Raw genomic sequence first — 16,791 nt, 5'->3', positions numbered from 1 at the left:
CGTGCGCATACCGCGCATCTTTACCGGGCAAGCCCTGGCAGCGGGTGAGGAGCTGGCTCTGGAGTCGGGCCCCAGCCAGCACCTGGCCCGGGTACTGCGCATGGGACAGGGTGAAGAGCTGTTCCTGTTTGACGGCAGCGGCGTCGAATACCGGGCCCGAATTGTCGCGGCCGACAAGCGTCAGGTTACGGTCGCGCTGCTGGAAGCCGTGCCCGGTCTGACGGAATCGCCGCTGCGGATCCATCTCGGCATCGGTATTTCCCGCGGTGAGCGCATGGACTGGGTGGTGCAGAAGGCCACGGAGCTGGGCGTGGCGGGGATCAGTCCGCTCTACACCGAGCGCACTGAGGTAAGGCTGCGCGGGGAGCGGGAGGAGCGCAAACGACAGCACTGGCGGCAGGTGATGGTAAGCGCTTGCGAACAGTGCGGGCGCAGTGTCACCCCCGCAGTGCACGAGCCCGTCGCGCTGGCGCAGTGGCTGGACCACGCTGATGGCGAGCGCAGGTACGTGCTCCACCACCGCGCGACGGCGGCACCGGGGGCAGCCGATTTTCCCGCTTCCGTCAGCCTGCTGGTAGGCCCCGAAGGGGGGCTCAGCGAGGCCGAGATTGCCGCTGCGGAGGCCGCCGGCTTCGCGTCGCTGGCGCTGGGGCCGCGGGTCCTGCGCACCGAGACGGCGCCGCTGGCGGCGCTCGCCATCCTGCAGGCCCGCTGGGGAGATATGAACAGCCTCGGGTAAACACCCCGGTAGCCGCGTCCCAGGCTTGCACCGCACTCACCCATTGCGTACTTTAGCTAACCCTCAAGACCGGCGGAAATCCCCGATGACCATCAAGATCGGCGTAGTCATGGATCCCATCTCGCGGATCCAGTACAAGAAAGACAGCACCCTGGCCATGCTCCTGGCCGCCCAGGCCCGGGACTGGCAGCTGTACTACATGGAACCGGGGGACCTGTTCCTGGAACAGGGCAAGGCCCGGGCCAGCATGGCGCACCTGACCGTGTTTCGCGACCCGGAGGCCTGGTTCCAGCTGGAGACCGCGCATGTGCGCGACCTGACCGAGCTCGATGTGATCCTGATGCGCAAGGATCCGCCCTTCGACAACGAGTACGTTTACGCCACCTATATGCTGGAGGCCGCCGAGAACGAGGGCACCCTGATCGTGAACCGCTGCCAGAGCCTGCGGGACTGCAACGAGAAGGTTTTCGCCACCCGGTTCCCCCAGTGCTGCCCGCCCCTGCTGGTGAGCAGCGATCCTGCCCGGCTCAAGGCCTTTTACAAGGAACACGGCGACGTCATATTCAAGCCCCTGGACGGCATGGGCGGCTCCTCCATATTCCGGGTCATGCCGGGTGACCCCAACCTCAACGTCATCCTCGAAACCCTGACCGGCCACGGCAAGCACACAATCATGGCCCAGCGCTTCATCCCCGAGATCACCGAGGGCGACAAACGCATCCTGATGATCAACGGCGAGCCGCTGCCCTACTGCCTGGCGCGTGTCCCGGTCGCGGGCGAAACCCGCGGCAATCTGGCGGCCGGGGGCACCGGCAGGGCGCAGCCGCTCTCCGACAGGGACCGGTGGATTGCCGCCCAGGTCGGCCCCTCCCTGCGGGAGCGGGGGCTCTATTTTGTCGGCCTGGATGTGATCGGGGACTACCTCACGGAGATCAATGTCACCAGCCCCACCGGGGTTCGGGAAATCGATAACGCCTATAACCTGGACATCGGCGGCCAGCTGATGGATTGTATTGCCCAGGAGTTGGCCGCACGCTGAGGCGGGACATGCAGCAGCGCATAGGCACAGAACCCGGAAACGGCCTGGGGATAGCTATCTTCCTCGCCGCGACTCTGCACGCAATCCTGGTGCTGGGTATCGGTTTTGATCCCGGCGCAGAGCCTGCCTACACCCCCCAGCTGGAAATCACCCTGGCCCAGCGGCGCAGCGAACTTGCCCCCGACGAGGCCACCCATCTCGCCCAATTCAGCCAGCAGGGCAGTGGCGATGAGTCGGCAGAGGCAAGCGTCAGCAGCGCCGCCAGTGCCCCCCTGGCCATGCCCAGCGAGCAGCAGGCCGAGCTGGCGCCCCGGGCGCAGCCGCAAACCGGAACGCCGGTAACCACCAGCAGTGCCAGTCCGCGGCAGACCCCCGCCAGCCCGGCCGCAAGCACCCCGGAGGCTGCCGCGATGCCGGGGCTGAGCCCGGACGCGGAACGTCTGAGCCGGGAACTGGCGAACCTGGAAGCGGCGCTGGACGACCAGGCGCGGGACTATTCCAACCGGCCTCGGGTAAAACGGCTGACCTCGCTTTCGACCCGGGAGGCCGCGGACGCGGCCTACCTGCACGACTGGCGGCGGCGAGTGGAAGCGGTGGGCAATCAGTACTACCCGGAGGCGTCAATCCGCTACGGCCTCTACGGCAGCCTGCGCCTGCTGGTGGTGATCAATTACGACGGGCGCCTTGAGGACATCCAGGTTCTCGCCTCTTCCGGCTATGCGGTACTGGATGAAGCGGCGATCAAGATAGTGCGGATGGCGGCACCATTTGCGCCGTTTCCCGCCGAGTTGAGGACCAGCGCCGACAAGCTGGAGATCATCCGCACGTGGCAATTCGAGGAAAACCGGCTAAGCTCAGGCTAATTGGCGGTGCAAACGTTGCCCGCCACAGGGAAGGGGTCTATCACACACAATGTCAGTCCGGGCCGCGGCCAGTGCCATCAAGAGCGGGAATTGTCTGCGGGATCACTTCCTGCTGGCCATGCCCAGCCTGTCCGAGGGGATCTTCACCCAGAGCATCACCTACATCTGCGAGCACGGCGAAAGCGGGGCCATGGGTATCATCATTAACCAGCCTCTGGACCTGACCGTGGCGGAGATTTTCGAGCACCTCGACATCGCCGCTCACCGCAATTTCAGCGACGAGCCGGTAATGGCGGGGGGGCCGGTGCAGATTGACCACGGCTTTGTCCTGCACCGCCACAGCGAAGCAAACTGGGAGGCGAGCCTCGAGGTCACCCCGGACATCACCCTCACCACCTCCCGCGACATCCTGCGCGCCATCGCCGACGGCAGTGGGCCGGCACAATATCTGATCGCCCTGGGCTATGCGGGCTGGTCCGCGGGGCAACTGGAGCAGGAGCTGTCGCACAACAGCTGGCTGACCCTGCCCGCGGACAGCAACATCATCTTCGCCACCCCCTGGCACCGTCGGCTGTCGGCGGCGGCGGCCGGTCTCGGCATCGACATGAATCTGATTTCAGCCCAGGCAGGGCATGCCTGACTCGCCAACCCCGGCCAACCACAAACACGCCACTGTGCTCGCCTTTGACTACGGCCTGAAGCAGATCGGTGTCGCCGTGGGCAACACACTGCTGGGCACAACCCGCAGCGTCGCTGTGCTGCGTGCGCGAGACGGGATCCCGGACTGGACGGCGCTGGAGGCACTGGTGGCCGAGTGGCAACCGGACCTGCTGGTGGTCGGCGACCCCCTGAACATGGACGGGAGCGTCAGTGAACTGGCCACCCGGGCGCGCAAGTTCGGCCGCCGCTTACACGGCCGGCTGGGCTTGCCCGTGTGCATGACTGACGAGCGCCTGAGCAGTTACGCGGCCAAGGAAGAACAACGGCAGCAGGGGCACCGAGGTGATTACAAGGCGGTTCCCGTCGACAGCTATGCTGCGGAGCTGATCCTGCAGACCTGGTTGCGGGAGAACGAGGACTACCGGCGCGGCCCGACCCCAGCTTGAACTGCTACTTGCGCCCCAGATAGTTGCCGCGATTGTCGGCCTCGTCGAAGCTGAGCCCCAGGGTACCGTCCGTGGGAGAACGGCCCTTTTCGAACATCTTTATCATCAGCCGGACATCGTTGGCCGAATCCGCATAGCGGACTGCATCTTCCAGACTGATGAAGCTCTTTTTGTAGGCCGCCACCAGCGACTGGTCCAGGGTCTGCATACCCAGCTCCGTCGACTTGGCCATCACGTCCTTGATCAGATGCACTTCGCCCTTGCGGATGTATTCCTGGATCAGTGGCGAATTCAGCAGCACTTCCACCACGGGGACGCGTCCCTTGCCGTCTTTCCGCGGCAACAATTGCTGCGCCACCATGGCTTTCAGGTTGAGGGAGAGGTCCATCCACACCTGGGTGTGCCTGCTGGCGGGGAAGAAACTCTGGATGCGGTCCAGTGCCTGGTTGGCATTGTTCGCGTGCAGGGTGCACAGGCACAGGTGGCCGGTTTCGGCAAAGGTGAGCGCCTGGGCCATGGTATCCGCCGACCGCACCTCTCCGATCATGATGACATCCGGCGCCTGGCGCAGGGTATTTTTCAACGCCACGTCGAAGGATTCAGTATCAATGCCCACCTCGCGCTGGGTTACCAGGCAGTTGGCGTGCTCGTGAATGAATTCTATCGGATCCTCAATACTGATGATGTGGCCGCGGCTGTTGCGATTGCGGTGCCCCACCATCGCTGCCAGGGAGGTGGATTTACCGGTGCCGGTGGCACCGACAAAAATGACCAGGCCCCGCTTGGTCATCGACAGATCCTCGATGATCTTGGGCAGGCCCAGCTCGTCCACTTCCGGAATGCGGGTTTCAATCCGCCGCAGCACCATGCCGCAGCGACCGCGTTGTACCAGGGCACTGGCCCGGAACCGCCCCAGGCCTTCGCTGGCGAGGGCGAAGTTGCATTCGCTGGTGCTGAGAAACTCATCCCGCTGCTTGTCGCTCATGGTCGAGAGAACAATTTCACGGGTCTGTTCTTCGCTGAGCTTGGTGTCGCTGACGGGGTAGATCTGGCCATCTACCTTTATGCAGGGCGCGGCGCCAGCGGTGATAAAGCCGTCGGAGGCGCCTTCCTTGACGATGCGTTGCAACAGGTCTTCGATCCTCATGGCGTGTCCTCTCGACGTCGGGGGCTAGAAGTTTTCCGGCATGCGGGCTTTCTCGCGGGCGACATCCCGGTTGATCACCCGCCGCTCGACCAGTTCCTTCAGGCACTGGTCCATGGTCTGCATGCCCAGCGCCTGGCCGGTTTGAATGGCGGAGTACATCTGCGCCACCTTGTCCTCGCGGATCAGGTTGCGGATGGCCGAGGTGCCGCGCATGATCTCGTGCGCCGCCACCCGGCCACCGGTGGCGCGCTTGAGCAGGGACTGGGATACGACCGCCTGCAGCGATTCCGACAGCATGGAGCGCACCATGGACTTCTCCGCAGCGGGAAACACGTCCACGATCCGGTCAATGGTCTTGGCCGCCGAGGTGGTATGCAGGGTGCCAAACACCAGGTGGCCGGTCTCCGCGGCGGTCAGCGCCAGGCGAATGGTCTCGAGATCGCGCATCTCGCCAACCAGGATGATGTCCGGGTCTTCGCGCAGGGCGGAGCGCAGGGCCTCGGAGAAGCCCAGGGTGTCGCGGTGGACTTCGCGCTGGTTGACCAGGCACTTCTTGCTTTCATGCACGAATTCGATGGGGTCCTCGATGGTGAGGATGTGCTCATACTTGTTGTCATTGATATGGTCGACCATGGCGGCCAGGGTGGTGGACTTGCCGGAGCCGGTGGGCCCGGTGACCAGCACCAGGCCGCGTGGCATCATTGATATGTCGCGAAAGACCTGGCCCATGCCCAGGTCCTCCATGGTCAACACCTTGGAGGGAATGGTCCTGAATACGCCGCCGGCGCCGCGATTCTGGTTGAAGGCGTTCACCCGGAAACGAGCGACGCCGGGGACTTCAAAGGAGAAGTCCGTCTCCAGGAACTCCTCGTAGTCCTTGCGCTGCTTGTCGTTCATGATGTCGTAGATCAGGTCGTGCACCTGCTTGTGATCCATCGGCGGCAGGTTGATGCGGCGCACATCCCCGTCCACCCGGATCATCGGCGGCAAACCCGCCGACAGATGCAGGTCCGATGCGCCCTGTTTCGCGCTGAACGCAAGAAGTTCTGTAATATCCACCGATTCGCTCCCCTGGGGCCAGCCCGGCACCAGCGCCGGGTTCGGCTGCCGGCGCAGGCTGGCGCGGCAACCACTTATTCTTCACTCGCCCGCCGCGGCCGGAATCCGCTACCATCTCCGGTATGGACGCAGATACCCTCAGGCACAATATCGACAGACTGCTCGAAAGAGTACGACTCAGCGCAGAAAAAAGCCAGCGCGAGCCGGACACTGTGCGGGTGCTGGCCGTAAGCAAGACCCGGCCGGCGACGGATGTACGCAGTGCCGCGGCACTGGGCCTGCGCGAGTTCGGCGAGAACTACCTGCAGGAGGCGCTGGACAAGATCGAGACACTGGCGGATCTGGACCTGTGCTGGCACTTCATCGGCCCCATCCAGTCCAACAAGACCCGGCCAATCGCCAGCCACTTCCACTGGGTGCACAGCGTCGACCGGCTCAAGATAGCCAGACGCCTGAGCGAACAGCGGCCGGAAGAGCTGCCGGATCTGCAGGTCTGCCTGCAGGTAAACATATCCGGGGAGGCGAGCAAGTCCGGGGTGAGCCTGGAGGACCTGCCGGCACTGGCGCGGGCGGTCACGCAACTGCCCCGGCTGCGCCTGCGCGGACTGATGGCCATCCCCGCGGCGGCCACCGAACCGGCGCAACAGCGCCAGCCCTTTGCCGCCCTGCGTCAGGCACTGGCGGAATTACAGCGCGACGACCCCGGCCTGGACACCCTCTCCATGGGTATGTCCGGCGACCTGGAGGCCGCCATTGCCGAGGGCGCCACCATCATTCGCGTCGGCACCGACATTTTCGGCCCGCGCAGCGCGCCCCCCGGCGGGTGATTTTGGCGCCATCCGGCGTGTATACTGCGCCCTGCCCTGACCATCAGCCAACGGAATCAATGCCCTTGAACACTGCGGTTATCAGCTTTATCGGCGCCGGCAACATGGCCTCCAGCATCATCGGTGGCCTGCTGGAAAGCGGCCACCCCGCGAGCGCGTTGCGGGCCTCGGACCCCTCCAGGGAAAGCCTGGAGCAATTGCGCCAACTGGGTGCAATCGCGACGTTCCAGGACAATGCCGCTGCCTGTGCGGACGCGGACGTGGTGATCCTCGCGGTGAAGCCCCAGATCATGGCCGCGGCGATGGACAGCATCGCCGCGCCGGTAACGGCCAGGGGCGCGCTGGTGATCTCCATTGCCGCGGGCACCACCATCGCCGCCATGGAGGCCGGCCTCGGTGCTGCGACAGCGGTCGTGCGCTGCATGCCCAACACGCCGGCGCTGCTCGGAGTCGGCGCCACTGCCCTGTACGCAAACAGCAATGTGAGCGCCGTGCAGCGTGACCTGGCCAGCACCGTCCTCGGCGCCGTGGGTTTGATCGAATGGGTGCCCGAGGAGAGCCAACTCGATGCCATTACCGCCCTGTCCGGCAGCGGTCCCGCCTACTTCTTTCTGTTCATGGAAGCCATGGTCAACGCAGGTTGCGCCATGGGCCTGTCGCGGGAGTGTGCCATTGCCATGACCAAACAGACTGCCCTGGGCGCGGCGCGCATGGCGAGCGAGAGCGACGTCAGCCTGACCGAGCTGCGACGTCGTGTGACCAGCCCCGGTGGCACCACCGAACGCGCGGTCCAGTGCTTTGAGCACGAGGGGCTGCGAGAACTGGTCGCGCACGCAATGACCGCGGCACAACAGCGCGCGGCGGAAATGGGTGCCGCGCAGGAGAGCCGCAAAGCATGAGTGCAATAAGCGAGATTCTCGCGTATTTGATCCAGACCCTGCTGACCCTGGCGCTGCTGGCGGTAGTGCTGCGCTTGCTGCTGCAGGTGGTGCGGGCCGACTTCTACAACCCGGTGAGCCAGTTTCTCGCCCGGCTGACCAATCCGCTGGTACTGCCGCTGCGCCGGGTCGTGCCCAGCCTCGGCGGGCTCGACCTGTCCTCCCTGCTGCTGGCGCTGGTGCTGCAGATGGCCGCCATCGCGGCAATGCTGGCACTCAACGGCATCGGGCTGCCGAATATCGGCCTGCTGCTGGTATGGTCAGTGCTCGGCGTAGTCGGGCTGGTGGTCAATATCTACTTTTTTGCCCTGCTGGCCATGATCATCCTCAGCTGGATTGCCCCCGCCAGCCGCCACCCCGCCCTGCTGCTACTGTTCCAGCTCACAGAGCCGGTGATGGCGCCGTTTCGCAAGATGTTGCCGAATATGGGGGGCCTCGACTTTTCGCCCATCCTGGTTTTCATCCTGATCAACATTATCCAGATTGCGCTGCGGCACATGGCGGCAGGCGTGGGCCTGCACCCGGCGCTGGTGATCGGACTTTGACCCCAGCGCCGTGAACCCCGCCAGCGTCGGTATCGTTGCGCCCCAGCGCGCACAGTTCACGGAGCCGCTGACCCTGGCCTGTGGTCGGGTTCTGGAGGACTACGAGCTGGTCTACGAAACCTATGGCCAGCTCAACGCCCGGCATTCAAACGCGGTCCTTGTGTGCCACGCACTATCCGGGCACCATCACGCCGCGGGCTACCACAGCGCCGAAGATCGCAAGCCGGGCTGGTGGGACGAATGCATCGGCCCCGGCAAACCAATCGATACCAACCACTTTTTTGTCGTCAGCCTGAACAATCTGGGCGGCTGCCACGGCTCCACCGGGCCGGTCACCCTGAACCCGGAGACAGGCCAGCCCTGGGGGCCGGACTTCCCCTCCCTGCGGGTGCGGGACTGGGTGCACAGCCAGGCCCGGCTGGCGGACTATCTGGGCATTGAATGCTGGGCAGCAGTGATAGGGGGCAGCCTGGGTGGCATGCAGGCCATGCGCTGGGCCCTGCTCTACCCACAGCGCCTGCGCCACTGTGTGGTGATTGCCTCGGCCATGCGCCTGAGCGCCCAGAACATTGCCTTCAACGAGATCGCCCGTCAGGCCATCCAGTCGGACCCGGGCTACGCCGGCGGCCACTATCTGGCGCATAACACGCTGCCGGCGCAGGGGCTGGCCCTCGCGCGCATGGTCGGCCACATCACCTATCTGTCCGACGGCGCCATGGCCAACAAGTTCGGCCGCGACCTGCGCTCCGGCAGCCTGGAGCTGGGAGGTGAAGAGGGCGCCGAATTCCAGGTCCAGAGTTACCTGCGCTACCAGGGCAGCCAGTTCTCCGGCAGCTTCGACGCCAATACCTACATCCTGATGACCCGGGCCCTGGACTATTTCGACCTGGCGCGGGAATTCGGCGATGACCCGGTGGCAGCGTTCCGGGAAGCGCGCTGCAGTTTCCTGGTGCTGTCCTTTTCCACCGACTGGCGCTTCTCACCGCGGCGGTCGCGGGAGATCGTCGATGCCCTGATCGCCGCCGACCGGCCGGTGACCTACGCGGAAATTGAAGCCGATGAAGGCCACGATGCTTTCCTGATGCCCATTCCCCGCTATCTGCAGCTGTTTGGCGCCTATATGCAACGCGTGCGGGAGAACCGCTGATGCGCCTCGATCTGACCCACATCCAGCGCTGGATCGAGCCCGGGTCCAAAGTGCTGGACCTGGGCTGCGGGAACGGCGAGTTCCTGCAGCTGCTGCAGCAGGAGCGCGAGGTGCGCGGCCTGGGGCTGGAAATCGACCCGGACAAAATCACTGCAGCGGTTGCCCGCGGCCTGAACATTGTGGAACAGGACATGGATGCGGGGATGGACAATTTCCCCGACCAGAGTTTCGATACGGTGGTGATGGCCCACGCCCTGCAGGCGGTTCACTACCCCGACCGGGTGCTGGATGAGATGCTGCGGATCGGCCGCCAGGGTATTGTCACCTTTCCCAACTTTGCTCACTGGAGCTGCCGTTTGTACCTGGGTACCCGCGGCCGCATGCCGGTGTCCCGCTTCATGCCCTATACTTGGTATGACACACCCAATATCCACTTTTGCACGGTGCAGGATTTCGAGGCGCTGTGCGAGGAGCGCGGCATCCGCATTCTCGCCCGGGACATGGTCGGCAACACCGAGCGCAAGCCGCTGCTGGCCAGTGCCTGGCCCAACCTGTTCGCCGTCACCGCCATCTACCTGATCAGCCATTGAGGTAATCATGATCCGCTACCTACGCTACACCCTGGCGCTGTTGCTGCTTGTTGCCCTGGGCGCAACGGCCCAGCAGTCCGAGCGTTTCGGACCCTACGAACTGCACTACAGCGTGGTCAACACCACGTTTCTCGACCCCCGCGTGGCGTCCACCTACGGCATTACCAGGGGCGACAACCGGGCGATACTGAATCTGGCGGTACGCGAGCATGTGGGCGAGGGCACCGAGCCGCGCAGCATGCAGCTGCAAGGCAACACTCGCGACCTCATCACCGGGCAGGCGCTGGAGTTCCTGGAAGTCCGCGAGGGCGAGGCCATCTATTACCTCGCCGAATTTCGCTTCATCAACGAGGAGTGGCGCTTCTTTACCATCGATTTCCGGCCGGAGGGGGCGGAGGAAAGCTACCGCTTTGAACTCAAGCACCAGCTGTACGAACACTGATGACCAGGATCACGCCCTCGCAGGCCGTCGTCCTCGCCAGCGGTAACCAGGGCAAGCTCGCGGAACTGGCACGCATCCTGGAGCCCCTCGGGGTGAAGCTGCGGGCGCAATCGGAGTTCGCGGTACCCGAAGTCGAGGAAACCGGGCTGACCTTCGTCGAAAACGCCATCCTCAAGGCGCGGGCCGCGGCACAGCACACCGGCCTTCCGGCCATTGCCGACGATTCCGGGCTGGAAGTGGACTTCCTGCAGGGTGCCCCGGGAATTCGCTCGGCGCGCTATGCCGAAGGCGGCGACGAAGCCAACAACCGCAAGCTGCTGGCCGCCCTGGACGGCGTGCCCAGGGCCGAGCGCAGCGCCCGCTACCAGTGTGTACTGGTATTCATGCGCCACGCCCTGGACCCCACCCCGATCATCTGCCACGGCAGCTGGGAGGGCCACATCCTGGAGGCGCCCGCGGGCAGCGGCGGCTTCGGCTATGACCCACTGTTCCACGTTGCCGCCTTCAATTGCAGCGCCGCCGAACTGGCACCCCGCACCAAGAACCGCGTCAGTCACCGGGCCATCGCCTGCGCCCAGCTGGAACAGGCACTGCGCGGCCCGGACTTTCAGGGCAGCTGATGCCCGAGCTGCAACTGCCCCCGCTGGGGCTTTACATTCACCTGCCCTGGTGCGAGCGCAAGTGTCCCTATTGCGATTTCAACTCCCACGAAACGAAGCTTATTCCGGAGCAGGCCTATATCGACAGCCTGCTGGCTGACCTGGCAGCGGATGCCCGCTACACCCAGGGCCGCAGCATCGCGACTCTGTTTATCGGCGGCGGCACACCCAGCCTGTTCAGCGCCGCCGGTATTGCGCGCCTGCTCCAGGGTATTGCGGCGCGGGTACCGCTGGCACCAGACTTCGAAGCGACCATGGAAGCCAACCCGGGCAGCGCCGAGGCGGAAAAGTTTGCCGGCTTCCGGGCGGCGGGCATCAACCGCCTGTCCATCGGCATCCAGTCTTTCCAGGATGCCCAGCTGCAGGCGCTGGGGCGGGTGCACAACAGCGACCAGGCCCACGCCGCCATCGCCGCCGCCCGCAGCGCTGGCTTCCAGCGCATCAACCTGGACCTGATGCACGGCCTGCCGCGACAGGATTCCGGGCTGGCTCTGGCTGATCTCGCCACCGCCACCGGCTATGGCACCGGCCACCTTTCCTGGTACCAGCTCACCATTGAACAGAACACCGTGTTCTACACACAGCCGCCATTGCTGCCAGTGGAAGATGCACTGGCGGATATACAGGATGCGGGCGAAGCGCTATTGGCGGCTACCGAACTGCGCCAGTACGAGGTCTCGGCCTGGGCGGCGCCCGGCCAGCAGTGCCGCCACAACCGGAATTACTGGGAGTTCGGCGATTACCTGGGTATCGGCGCCGGAGCCCACGGCAAGGTGAGTTTCGCCGACGGCCGCATCCTGCGCTATGCCAAACGGCGGCAACCCGAGGCCTATATGACGGCAACCCCGGAGCAGATGCAGCTCCGGCCGCTGTGGCTGGAGGAGCGGGACCTGCCCGGAGAATTCATGCTCAACGCCCTGCGGCTCAATACGGGCTTTCACCTGGTCGACTACACCGCGCGCACGGGTCTGGCGGCAGATACGCTGCAGCCCGCCCTGGACTCGCTGCTCGGGCGCGGCTTGCTGGAACTGGATGCGGGGCAGATACGCGCCACCAGCATGGGGCGGCGCTTCCTCGATTCGGTGATTGCCGAGTTTCTCGCCTGAGCTACCAGAAATAAATTCAACGCAGGTTCGTCTGCATCAGCTTGTAAATGCGGCGGTACTCATCCAGCCAGGATTCTGGATTCACGAAGCCGTGCGGGTCCAGCGGGTAGATGGCTATCTCGAAATTTTCCTTTTTCAGTTCGATCAGGCGCTGTAATACCAGCACTGAATCCTGGAAGAAGACGTTACCGTCCTGCATGCCCGCAGCAATCAGCAGCGGTTTTTCCAGGTGCTGAACATAGTTTATCGGCGAGCTGCGGTGGTAGGCCTCCGGGTCCAGTAACGGTGTGTTGAGAATGTTGGAGGTATAGGAATGTTCGTAGTGTATCCAATCCGCCACCGGCCGCAGTGCGGCGCCGGCCGCGAACAGGTCGGGCTCCAGGAACAGTGCCATGAAAGTCATGAAGCCGCCGTAGGAACCGCCGTAAATACCGACTCGCCCCGGGTCCACACCGTAGTTCTCGACCAGCCAGTCCACCCCGTCACGGAAGTCCTCGAGTTCCGGGCGCCCCATGTTGCGGTAGATCGCGGTGCGCCAGTCGCGGCCGTAGCCCTTGGAGGCCCGGTAGTCCATGTCGATCACCACATAGCCTTCATTGGCGAGCAGGGTGTGGAACATGAATTCGCGAAAATAGTAAGGCCAGCCGCGGTGGGCGTTCTGGGTGTAGCCGGCACCGTGCACAAACATGACCGCCGGGTAGGACTCGCCCGCGCGATAATCCGGCGGCAGGTAGAGCTTGGAATAGATCGGCGCGTCAACCTGGGACGACGGCACTTCGACGATCTCGGGGATCACCCAGTCGACAGCCTTGAAGGCGTCGCTGACGGTATCAGTGAGCTGCCGCGGGGCGGCATCGGTGATGGCGGCCTGGACGTACAGGTCCGAGTGCCGGTCGATCCAGGAACGGGACAGCAGCAGCTGGTCGCCGGCCGGGGACAGCCGGAAGCGGACCACACCGTCCAGCTCGGTCAGCTGTTCCAGCTCGCCGCCGCCGGCGGCCACCCGGTACACCTCGTAATTACCCGGATGGCTGCGGTTTGCCACCAGGTAGAACCAGCGCCCTGAGGGGTCCAGTGCCGGCTCGCGCACCACGAAGTCACCCTCGGTGAGCTGGCGGCCGCGGCGCTCGTCCACCGCCTTGATGTAAAGATGGGAGTAGCCGGATTCTTCGGACAGATACCACAGCGTGCCACCGTCGGGCAGCCAGCCAAATTCATTGTGATCCCAGTTGATCCAGGCCGGGTCGCTGAGCCGGTGTTGGGGCCGCAGGCGGCCTTCGCCGGGCTCGAGGGTGGCCAGCCAGCGATCCTTGTTGTCTATCGCACGCAGCTGCACCGCGGCCAGGCTGCCAGCGCTGTTCCACGCAATGCGCTCTACCGTCAGCGGGCGTTGCTCGGGCGCTTGCACCAGCTTCTCCACCTGCTCCTGGTCCGCGCCTTCCCGCACATGCCAGCGTACCGCGCTCTTGCGCAGCTGCGCCAGCGGGTCGCTGTCATGGCCCGGCAAAGAGTCGTAGGCGACGGGGCTGACGCTGCCGCTTGCGAGGTCCACCAGCAGCAGGGTCTGCGGCGGCGGCACCGAGCGGCCCACCCGGCGCCGGGTTTCACTGACCGCGGTATAACCGTCGGCGGTTACATAGTTGGGCATCTTGCCCGCCTGAACCTCGTCGGCCTCCCTGTCCTTCACTACCAGCAGCAGGTAGCGGCCGGAGGGTGACAGTGAGCGCTTCACTTCCTGCCATTGCTTCCCGAGATAGATCGGCGCGGGCGCGGCAGCAGGGTCGCCGGCACGGCGCGCTTCGTCGTGGGCCTGCCTGGCCTCCTTGCGCTGTTGCTGCCGGCGCAGGGTCGCCAGGTTGCGCAACTGCTGCGCGCGCAGGGTATCGAAGTCGGGCTCCGCCGCCGGGTCCTCCTCAAAGCGGATGTCCGCGGCCTGGGCCTGCAGGCCGCTGGCAAACTCATGAATGAAATGCTGGCCGTCGCGCAAAAACCCGAGTGCGTTCCCGTCTGCCATGAACAGCGGCGCAGTTTCCACCGCCGCGGTGCGGGTCAGCTGACGGGTCTCGCCGCGGGCCAGGTCGCGCAGCATGACGTCGCCCCGATGGACCCAGGCTACGCGCTTGCGGTCGGCGCTGTAGACGCGCGAATTATTGCCGCTGGCGGCTTCTTCACCGGGTGCGACGATTGCCGCCCTGTCGTCGTCCAATGCCACCCGGTACAGGTCGCTAAAAGTCTCCCCCACGCGCTTCTGATGGTAGTACACAGACGCTCCATCGTGGGACCAGTAGGCGCCGGTGGGCGGATTGCCGATCCAGTCCGGGTCGGACATGATCAGCTCCAGATCGGGTTCGGCTGCCGCGGCAACGGCCGGCGCAGCGACGGCTGCCGCAGCGACGGCTGCCGCAGCAACGGCTGCCGCAGCAACGGCTGCCGCAGCCAACGCGGTCCAAACGGTGGTCAGCAATATCAGGCGCAGAGCACGCAGCATTGGATCTCCAGGGTGGTAACGATTACTGAACGCGGCGGAATAGCAGGTCCCAGACGCCGTGGCCGAGGCGCTCGCCGCGCTGTTCGAATTTGGTGAGGGGCCGGGATTCAGGCTTGGGCGCATAGTTGCCGGCGCCCGCGGTATTCTCCAGCCCGGACGTTGCCGACAGCACTTCCAGCATTTGCCCGGCATAGTTCTCCCAGTCGGTCGCCAGGTGCAGGACGCCGCCCGGCTTCAGGTAGGCCACCAGCTGCTCGGCAAAAGCCGGCTGGATCAGGCGCCGCTTGTGGTGACGCTTTTTGTGCCAGGGGTCCGGGAAGAAGATCTGGATCGTATCCAGTGAAGCCGGCGGGATACAGTCGCGCAGCACTTCGACCGCGTCGTGGCAGTAGATACGGATATTGTCCACGCCCTCCTCCGCCATGCTGTGCAACAGCTTGCCCACGCCGGGGCGATGCACCTCGATGCCGATAAAGTCGGTGGCAGGCGCCGCGGCGGCCATGGCGACCAGGGACTGGCCCATGCCGAAGCCTATTTCCAACACCCTTGGCGCGTCGCGGCCAAACACCGCCGGGTAATCCAGCAGGCCGTCACTGTGGGACAGACCAAAGCGCGGCCAGTGCTCGTCAAAAGCGCGTTGCTGGCCGTCGGTAAGACGCCCCATGCGCAGCACGTAACTGCGGATGGGGCGGTGCGGGGAAGCAGTCATGAAGTCAGGGCAGCAGTTTCCAGCTGGCGGCGGCCAGGCAGCCCCAGCCGGCGATGAAGGCCAGGCCGCCCAGCGGAGTTATCGCGCCCAGCCAGCGCAGGCCGCTGAAGCTGAGCAGATACAGGCTGCCCGAGAATACCAACAGGCCGAGCAGAAACAGCCAGCCGCTGCTGCGCAGCAGGTTCACGTGAGGGTAGTTGAGGGCCAGGATGCCGACCGCCAACAACGCCAGCGAATGGAAGAAATGATACTGGACGGCCGTCTCAAAGACACCGAGGGCATGTGCATCCAGACGATTCTTGAGGGCGTGGGCGCCAAAGGCGCCAAAGGCTACGGCGAGAGCTCCGCTGATTGCGGCGCTGGCAATAAAGATTTGAGCCATGGCAGAGGATCCGGCGAGAACGGGAGTGCCAGTGTAACGTAAAACGCCGGCGTCACTCCCGCGGGATAATCAGGCGGCGATAGCGGTCCGCAGTTTTTTCATCGCATTCTGTTCCAACTGGCGGATGCGTTCGGCCGAAACTTCGTACTTGGCCGCCAGCTCATGCAGGGTGGCTTTCTCGTCCGCCAGCCAGCGCTGGGCGAGGATATCGCGGCTGCGCTCGTCCAGATCCGCCAGCGCCAGGTACAGCTGTCCTTCGCTGTTTTCCTGCCAGTCGTCGGATTCCACCGCCAGGGCCGGGTCACTGCGCTGGTCTTCCAGGTAATACTGGGGCGCCTGCCAGGCGGCATCGTCATCGTCCTGGTCCAGGGGCGAGTCGAAGGCGACGTCGCGGCTGGTGAGCCGGCCTTCCATGCGCTGCACCTCGACAATATCAACGCCCAGGTCATTGGCTACCGCCTGCGCCTCTTCCGCGCTCAGCCAGGCGAGGTTTTTCTTCGCGCTACGCAGATTGAAGAACAGCTTGCGCTGGGCCTTGGTGGTGGCGACCTTGACGATGCGCCAGTTGCGCAGAATAAATTCGTGCATCTCGGCCTTGATCCAGTGCACCGCGAAAGACACCAGGCGCACCCCTTTTTCGGGGTTGAAGCGCTTCACCGCCTTCATCAGGCCGACGTTGCCCTCTTGAATCAGATCCGCTTCCGCGAGGCCATAGCCGGAGTAGCTGCGGGCTATGTGGACCACAAAGCGCAGGTGTGACATCACCAGTTGGCGGGCGGCCTCGAGGCTATCGTTGTAGTACAGCTCCTCGGCCAGCTCTTTCTCTCGCTCCGGAGTCAGCAGCGGAATACTGCCCACCGCCTGGACATAGGCCGCAAGATTGGCGCCCGGCACCATCTGGTCAACCGGTAGCAGGGTTTTGCTCATGCGAGGCTCTCCATATTCAATGTGCCTGATTCTAGCACTCATTCAATTAGAGTGCTAATAACGGAGAAGTTCCCGGCA

The 16,791-nt window shown here is 64.6% G+C and carries 19 protein-coding genes; 13 read left to right on the top strand and 6 right to left on the bottom strand.

Translation table 11 applies throughout. The annotated features are described in order from the left end of the window. Position 1 precedes the first annotated feature (1 nt). The 5 genes from Q6D67_RS00705 (at position 2) to ruvX (ending at position 3,747) form a co-directional block, all read left to right on the top strand. Positions 2 to 739, top strand: a complete 738-nt coding sequence (locus Q6D67_RS00705) for a 16S rRNA (uracil(1498)-N(3))-methyltransferase (RefSeq protein ID WP_304703592.1) — start codon at positions 2 to 4, stop codon at positions 737 to 739. 85 nt (positions 740 to 824) lie between these two features. Further along, positions 825 to 1,778, top strand: coding sequence for a glutathione synthase (gene gshB / locus Q6D67_RS00700; RefSeq protein WP_304703591.1), 954 nt, complete (start codon positions 825 to 827; stop codon positions 1,776 to 1,778). Positions 1,779 to 1,786: 8 nt separating this feature from the next. Beyond that, on the top strand, positions 1,787 to 2,641 hold the full coding sequence (locus Q6D67_RS00695; RefSeq protein WP_304703590.1) for an energy transducer TonB: 855 nt from the start codon (positions 1,787 to 1,789) through the stop codon (positions 2,639 to 2,641). Between the two features lie 49 nt (positions 2,642 to 2,690). Next, positions 2,691 to 3,281: a YqgE/AlgH family protein gene (locus tag Q6D67_RS00690; RefSeq protein ID WP_304703589.1), complete on the top strand. Its 591-nt coding sequence runs from the start codon at positions 2,691 to 2,693 to the stop codon at positions 3,279 to 3,281. Next, on the top strand, positions 3,274 to 3,747 hold the full coding sequence (gene ruvX / locus Q6D67_RS00685; RefSeq protein ID WP_304703588.1) for a Holliday junction resolvase RuvX: 474 nt from the start codon (positions 3,274 to 3,276) through the stop codon (positions 3,745 to 3,747). The genes Q6D67_RS00690 and ruvX overlap by 8 nt, the downstream gene beginning before the upstream one ends. Positions 3,748 to 3,751: 4 nt before the next feature. Here the strand turns inward: ruvX and Q6D67_RS00680 are convergent, their stop codons facing one another. After that, entirely contained in the window at positions 3,752 to 4,894 is a 1,143-nt protein-coding gene (locus Q6D67_RS00680; RefSeq protein ID WP_304703587.1) for a PilT/PilU family type 4a pilus ATPase, read from the bottom strand. Between the two features lie 24 nt (positions 4,895 to 4,918). Further along, positions 4,919 to 5,953, bottom strand: a complete 1,035-nt coding sequence (locus tag Q6D67_RS00675) for a type IV pilus twitching motility protein PilT (protein WP_304703586.1) — start codon at positions 5,951 to 5,953, stop codon at positions 4,919 to 4,921. Between the two features lie 122 nt (positions 5,954 to 6,075). Between Q6D67_RS00675 and Q6D67_RS00670 the strand changes: the two genes are divergently transcribed. Genes Q6D67_RS00670 through hemW form a run of 8 tightly spaced genes read left to right on the top strand, consistent with a single transcriptional unit; the run spans position 6,076 to position 12,207 of the window. Then, complete coding sequence (locus Q6D67_RS00670; RefSeq protein ID WP_304703585.1) at positions 6,076 to 6,780, top strand: YggS family pyridoxal phosphate-dependent enzyme; 705 nt, start codon at positions 6,076 to 6,078, stop codon at positions 6,778 to 6,780. Positions 6,781 to 6,839: 59 nt separating this feature from the next. Next, on the top strand, positions 6,840 to 7,679 hold the full coding sequence (gene proC, locus Q6D67_RS00665; RefSeq protein ID WP_370551903.1) for a pyrroline-5-carboxylate reductase: 840 nt from the start codon (positions 6,840 to 6,842) through the stop codon (positions 7,677 to 7,679). Then, positions 7,676 to 8,263 (top strand): YggT family protein, encoded by a 588-nt coding sequence (locus tag Q6D67_RS00660; protein ID WP_304703583.1) that lies wholly within the window; start codon positions 7,676 to 7,678, stop codon positions 8,261 to 8,263. The genes proC and Q6D67_RS00660 overlap by 4 nt, the downstream gene beginning before the upstream one ends. A gap of 10 nt (positions 8,264 to 8,273) precedes the next feature. Beyond that, the gene (locus Q6D67_RS00655; protein WP_304703582.1) at positions 8,274 to 9,410 is read left to right on the top strand and encodes a homoserine O-acetyltransferase; all 1,137 of its coding nucleotides are present in this window, start codon (positions 8,274 to 8,276) and stop codon (positions 9,408 to 9,410) included. Next, entirely contained in the window at positions 9,410 to 10,000 is a 591-nt protein-coding gene (gene metW, locus Q6D67_RS00650) for a methionine biosynthesis protein MetW (RefSeq protein WP_304703581.1), read from the top strand. Before Q6D67_RS00655 ends, metW begins: the two co-directional genes overlap by 1 nt. A 7-nt stretch (positions 10,001 to 10,007) precedes the next feature. Then, complete coding sequence (locus Q6D67_RS00645) at positions 10,008 to 10,442, top strand: DUF4426 domain-containing protein (protein ID WP_304703580.1); 435 nt, start codon at positions 10,008 to 10,010, stop codon at positions 10,440 to 10,442. Beyond that, positions 10,442 to 11,062 (top strand): RdgB/HAM1 family non-canonical purine NTP pyrophosphatase, encoded by a 621-nt coding sequence (gene rdgB, locus Q6D67_RS00640; RefSeq protein WP_304703579.1) that lies wholly within the window; start codon positions 10,442 to 10,444, stop codon positions 11,060 to 11,062. Before Q6D67_RS00645 ends, rdgB begins: the two co-directional genes overlap by 1 nt. After that, on the top strand, positions 11,062 to 12,207 hold the full coding sequence (gene hemW, locus Q6D67_RS00635) for a radical SAM family heme chaperone HemW (protein WP_304703578.1): 1,146 nt from the start codon (positions 11,062 to 11,064) through the stop codon (positions 12,205 to 12,207). The genes rdgB and hemW overlap by 1 nt, the downstream gene beginning before the upstream one ends. Positions 12,208 to 12,223: 16 nt before the next feature. Here the strand turns inward: hemW and Q6D67_RS00630 are convergent, their stop codons facing one another. The 4 genes from Q6D67_RS00630 to rpoH all read right to left on the bottom strand — a co-directional run bounded on the left by Q6D67_RS00630 (position 12,224) and on the right by rpoH (position 16,713). Then, entirely contained in the window at positions 12,224 to 14,695 is a 2,472-nt protein-coding gene (locus tag Q6D67_RS00630) for a prolyl oligopeptidase family serine peptidase (protein ID WP_304703577.1), read from the bottom strand. Positions 14,696 to 14,717: 22 nt separating this feature from the next. Beyond that, positions 14,718 to 15,404 carry a tRNA (guanosine(46)-N7)-methyltransferase TrmB gene (gene trmB, locus Q6D67_RS00625; protein ID WP_304703576.1) on the bottom strand — a complete coding sequence of 229 codons (687 nt, stop codon included), beginning with the start codon at positions 15,402 to 15,404 and terminating at the stop codon, positions 14,718 to 14,720. Positions 15,405 to 15,408: 4 nt separating this feature from the next. Then, on the bottom strand, positions 15,409 to 15,786 hold the full coding sequence (locus Q6D67_RS00620) for a DUF423 domain-containing protein (protein WP_304703575.1): 378 nt from the start codon (positions 15,784 to 15,786) through the stop codon (positions 15,409 to 15,411). A 69-nt stretch (positions 15,787 to 15,855) separates the two neighbouring features. Then, on the bottom strand, positions 15,856 to 16,713 hold the full coding sequence (rpoH, locus tag Q6D67_RS00615) for an RNA polymerase sigma factor RpoH (protein WP_304703574.1): 858 nt from the start codon (positions 16,711 to 16,713) through the stop codon (positions 15,856 to 15,858). Positions 16,714 to 16,791: the final 78 nt, after the last annotated feature.

Origin of the sequence: Haliea sp. E1-2-M8 (genome assembly GCF_030649675.1) — a bacterium.
In the GTDB taxonomy this organism is placed as follows: Bacteria; Pseudomonadota; Gammaproteobacteria; order Pseudomonadales; family Halieaceae; genus Haliea.
This window is presented reverse-complemented; position numbering and strand designations above follow the sequence as displayed.

Bases quoted from the DNA above. Each gene is read 5' to 3' on its own strand.
- gshB (WP_304703591.1), top strand. From the start codon at position 825: ATGACCATCAAGATCGGCGTAGTCATGGATCCCATCTCGCGGATCCAG.
- rdgB (WP_304703579.1), top strand. From the start codon at position 10,442: ATGACCAGGATCACGCCCTCGCAGGCCGTCGTCCTCGCCAGCGGTAAC.
- Q6D67_RS00695 (WP_304703590.1), top strand. From the start codon at position 1,787: ATGCAGCAGCGCATAGGCACAGAACCCGGAAACGGCCTGGGGATAGCT.
- Q6D67_RS00645 (WP_304703580.1), top strand. From the start codon at position 10,008: ATGATCCGCTACCTACGCTACACCCTGGCGCTGTTGCTGCTTGTTGCC.
- metW (WP_304703581.1), top strand. From the start codon at position 9,410: ATGCGCCTCGATCTGACCCACATCCAGCGCTGGATCGAGCCCGGGTCC.
- Q6D67_RS00670 (WP_304703585.1), top strand. From the start codon at position 6,076: ATGGACGCAGATACCCTCAGGCACAATATCGACAGACTGCTCGAAAGA.
- Q6D67_RS00690 (WP_304703589.1), top strand. From the start codon at position 2,691: ATGTCAGTCCGGGCCGCGGCCAGTGCCATCAAGAGCGGGAATTGTCTG.
- trmB (WP_304703576.1), bottom strand. From the start codon at position 15,404: ATGACTGCTTCCCCGCACCGCCCCATCCGCAGTTACGTGCTGCGCATG.
- Q6D67_RS00680 (WP_304703587.1), bottom strand. From the start codon at position 4,894: ATGAGGATCGAAGACCTGTTGCAACGCATCGTCAAGGAAGGCGCCTCC.
- Q6D67_RS00630 (WP_304703577.1), bottom strand. From the start codon at position 14,695: ATGCTGCGTGCTCTGCGCCTGATATTGCTGACCACCGTTTGGACCGCG.
- Q6D67_RS00620 (WP_304703575.1), bottom strand. From the start codon at position 15,786: ATGGCTCAAATCTTTATTGCCAGCGCCGCAATCAGCGGAGCTCTCGCC.
- hemW (WP_304703578.1), top strand. From the start codon at position 11,062: ATGCCCGAGCTGCAACTGCCCCCGCTGGGGCTTTACATTCACCTGCCC.
- Q6D67_RS00660 (WP_304703583.1), top strand. From the start codon at position 7,676: ATGAGTGCAATAAGCGAGATTCTCGCGTATTTGATCCAGACCCTGCTG.
- proC (WP_370551903.1), top strand. From the start codon at position 6,840: ATGCCCTTGAACACTGCGGTTATCAGCTTTATCGGCGCCGGCAACATG.
- rpoH (WP_304703574.1), bottom strand. From the start codon at position 16,713: ATGAGCAAAACCCTGCTACCGGTTGACCAGATGGTGCCGGGCGCCAAT.
- ruvX (WP_304703588.1), top strand. From the start codon at position 3,274: ATGCCTGACTCGCCAACCCCGGCCAACCACAAACACGCCACTGTGCTC.